The following is a 3,353-nucleotide window of genomic DNA, read 5'->3' on the forward strand; positions in this document are numbered from 1 at the left end:
GGCGCGGGGTCGCAGGAAATGTCGGATGCTTCGAACGAGTAGTCAAAAGACAAACGCCTACGGCGTGGTCGTGATTTTAGCGGTTGCAATTACATCGCCATTGAATATCACCTTCAGGTCGCCCGATTTTGTATAGTGTCCCTTGCGAATGGCGTCGGAAAACATGCTTTGAAGGATCTTCTCCCCGCTGAAGGAAAGGCTTTTTCCGATGCCCTTTATCCGGCGAGGCCAGCTATTGACTAAGGCGCTATTTGGGTCTGTTGCGCTGAGATTTACAAAATCAACCGGTTTATGTTGGTTTTTTTGCGAATGCTTGGAAAGCTCTTGCAAATATTCAACGAGTTTTTCTTTACGAAGGCTGCGCGCGTGATTTCTCCACTCGAAAGGTTTTTCTCCGGATGCAGTGATCTCATTGACTATGACTTCGCCATCTACACGCCCGTTGGCGATGTCATCAATCGTGGTCTCGATGCAATCGCCCTTTGCAATCACGTCATTTTTCACTGTCATTGGGCCCCATAGAATATGGCCGCTTTTTAAGTCATCAAGGAAAGATTGCATATACTTAGCCTCAGCCATCCCCGTAAGCCAGACGTGCTTTGACGGTTTGATGTCGTCGGGAGAGGGCATGCCTTTGTCGTCGAAAAAGTAAATGATCCATTCGGCCTCGAGCGTCGGATGCTGGCTCTGAGGAAGGGGGATGTTACCCACGGGAACACCGTTGCCGCTCGGTCCGTTATCGAACATGAAGTCATAATGACGTAATACCTCCGACGGTACGGCATCTTCCCACTGCATCCGAGACCCATCAGTTAAATACCCCTGGAGATTGTTTCGGTAGCGAAATGGAACCCTCTTATCTGCCATAGCTTTGCACCTTTCCCTCGCTCATTGGGGGGATGAGTATCCGATAAGCGAGTTATATATGTCAACTGTAAATCGGGGTCACGAATTAGAGGTTCCGCATAGCGTAGCGCAGGATCTAGGCTTGACTACTAGTGAATTGCCGGGGAAATATTCTCGGCGCCAATATTCCCTTCGCGACCGATTATCCCCACGACGACCCCGGCGGGCGTATGAAGTTCCAGGACGTCGAGCTTCTCCGTACTAATGAGAAAATCTCCGAAGACGCCAAAGAATCCATCCGCCGCAGAAACGCGGAAAGACTCGTCGGCTAGGAGCGGGCTTAGGCCCGATTAAGACTCCCTGTATTTTTCTTTGAACCAACCGTCAAAATGTTGACGGCGCGGGTTCATGCGCCTCCGACATCATACAGTTGGGAAATTTGCGTTGGGTAGTTGAAAACTCTCTTGCGACAGGAAGGTAAATCAAGACACGAGCGCGAATGCTCATGTTTATTTGAAGGACGCGGATCGAACGGAGAATTTTTTGGGTAACGCAAATAGAAAAAATGAAGGCTGAGCCCTCCGCCCCTTGCCCCTAATGCTGCCAGCCTTTTTCCGAGACCGTGAAGAGGTTGCCTTCGGGATCTCTGACGCGGACTTCGGTTTCGCCGCGCTTCGGGTCGGGAAGGTCGAGCCCGATCTCTTTGAAGCGGGCTTTCGTCTGAGACCAATTCTCCACCTGAACGCCGAAATACTGGATGCCCGGTTTGTCGAGCGACAGCTTTTTCGTGAGCTCCAGCGTGATGTCGCCGTCGCTGAGACGAAGCGAGCCGTCGGCGGCGGGTGCGAGCCGTTCGAGCTCGAAAACCGATCGGTAGAATTCAGCCGTTTGCTCCGGCGTCTCGGTCTGAATCACGACGTAGCGCACGCCCGGCAGTCTCCTTTCCTCGCGCCCGAGGAATCCCCGGGCGGCGAGGTCCACCTTGTTCCCCCACGGGTCGACGATCCGCATCTCCGCCGGCCGGCCGTTCTGCGGCGTCTGGCCGCGCTGGATCGAGTCGCCCAGGCGGGCCAGAGTTTTTTCCACATCGTTGACCAGAAAGCCGTAGTGGTTGATGCCCTGCCGCTGGTCGATCTCCTCGCCGTCGGCGCGGTGCGTATTCACCACCGGGCCGTCGCTCAAGCTCTGCTTCAAGAAAGCCAGGTTGAACAGGCCGTCGATCACGTGAATCGCGCCGGTGGGGCCGTGGCGCACTTTCTCCACGCCGAAGAGGTGATGGTAAAAGGCGTAAAGCCTTTCAGGCTCCTTCACGATAAATGCAATGTGTCTGAACTTGGCCATCGTATGCTCCTACAGGCCGCTGAAAAAGTTGTTTTCGTGCTTCGACAGGCTCAGCACGAACGGAAGTTCCCTTGTCTTTTCAACAGCTCCTCCGTTCGCCCTGAGTTTGTCGAAGGGTGAACGGAGAGTATTTCAAAATTCTCCTAGAGCGCAACGGCACCGCGTTATCGCGCGGCCTTTTCGACAAAGCTGAAATCGAACACCTGGGCCGGTGGAATCTCCTTCGTGACGTTCAGACTCTTTTTCGTGAATTCGACCGCGCCTTTCATCCACGAGTCGCCCTCCGCGCCGGTTGCCGAAAGGCGGCCGACGGAATTGTCGTAGGCCTGTGCCGCTAGAGAGGCGTCCTTGATTCCCAAATGCTTCGACATGATGTCGATCGATTCGGCGCGGTTCCGTTTGTAATATTGGAGTCCCTTCAGGCTCGCCCTGACGAAGCCGAAAACCTCCGCGGGGTCTCTCTTGATCTTTTCGTCCGTGGCCCCGACGCCGCCGGTAGGATAGGTCGGCATGTAGTCGCCGGCGTATGCGAGTTGGGTGAATCCTTCCCGGTAGAGCATCAGGTGCCGCGGCGGAGTCATGAGGGCCGCGGAGACCAGCCCCGTCTTGAGCGCCATCATCATTTCCTCCTGGGCGCCGATCACGAGCAGCGTGGCGTCTTTATTCGGAGCGACTCCGTTTTGCGTCAGGATCAATTGCGTGAGGAGATCCACGGCGCCGCCGCGCGATGAGATTCCTACGGTTTTGCTCTTGAGCTGTTGGACCGAGCGGATTTCCCGCTGGGAGACAAGATCGAACTGAGGCCTCGAGGAAACCACCATGAGGAGCTTCACACCCAGGCCGCGCACTCCCGCGGCGACTATCGATCCCGAAGACGAAGAATAATCCACGGAGCCGCCGACGAGGGCCTGGACGCCGAGCGCTCCGCGGATCAGGATGATCTCCACGTCCAGCCCTTCCTCGCGGTAAAATCCCTTGAGCTTGGCGACGTTGAACGGAAGCTCCGCCATCGAGATCGAGCCGACGCCGAATTTGATTTTCTTGAGCTGGGCCGAAGCGGGATCGGGTCCCGGCGCCAACAGGCAGAGAGCCAGAATTGCGAAGAGTTTGTATCTCACGATGCCGCCTCAGCTAAACATCGGGCCGATCGGGTTGTCAAGCCGTCG

At 55.7% G+C, this 3,353-nt stretch carries 4 protein-coding genes; 1 reads left to right on the plus strand and 3 read right to left on the minus strand.

Going from position 1 to position 3,353, the window contains the following annotated elements; genetic code table 11:
• Positions 1-57 precede the first annotated feature (57 nt).
• On the minus strand, positions 58-798 hold the full coding sequence (locus tag VGL70_17275) for a hypothetical protein (protein ID HEY3305278.1): 741 nt from the start codon (positions 796-798) through the stop codon (positions 58-60).
• Positions 799-998: 200 nt separating this feature from the next.
• Between VGL70_17275 and VGL70_17280 the strand changes: the two genes are divergently transcribed.
• The gene (locus VGL70_17280; protein HEY3305279.1) at positions 999-1,178 is read left to right on the plus strand and encodes a hypothetical protein; all 180 of its coding nucleotides are present in this window, start codon (positions 999-1,001) and stop codon (positions 1,176-1,178) included.
• A gap of 262 nt (positions 1,179-1,440) precedes the next feature.
• On the opposite strand, the gene VGL70_17285 is transcribed toward VGL70_17280, so the two are convergent.
• Positions 1,441-2,187 carry a VOC family protein gene (locus tag VGL70_17285; protein HEY3305280.1) on the minus strand — a complete coding sequence of 249 codons (747 nt, stop codon included), beginning with the start codon at positions 2,185-2,187 and terminating at the stop codon, positions 1,441-1,443.
• Between the two features lie 164 nt (positions 2,188-2,351).
• Positions 2,352-3,305, minus strand: coding sequence for an ABC transporter substrate-binding protein (locus VGL70_17290; protein ID HEY3305281.1), 954 nt, complete (start codon positions 3,303-3,305; stop codon positions 2,352-2,354).
• Positions 3,306-3,353 lie beyond the last annotated feature (48 nt).

The sequence above is a fragment of the Candidatus Binatia bacterium genome, from assembly GCA_036504975.1.
GTDB lineage: Bacteria > Desulfobacterota > Binatia > UBA9968 > UBA9968 > JAJPJQ01.

Excerpts from the sequence above, each read along its gene's own strand:
- VGL70_17275 (HEY3305278.1), bottom strand. The coding sequence starts at position 798 with ATGCAGTGGGAAGATGCCGTACCGTCGGAGGTATTACGTCATTATGAC.
- VGL70_17285 (HEY3305280.1), bottom strand. The coding sequence starts at position 2,187 with ATGGCCAAGTTCAGACACATTGCATTTATCGTGAAGGAGCCTGAAAGG.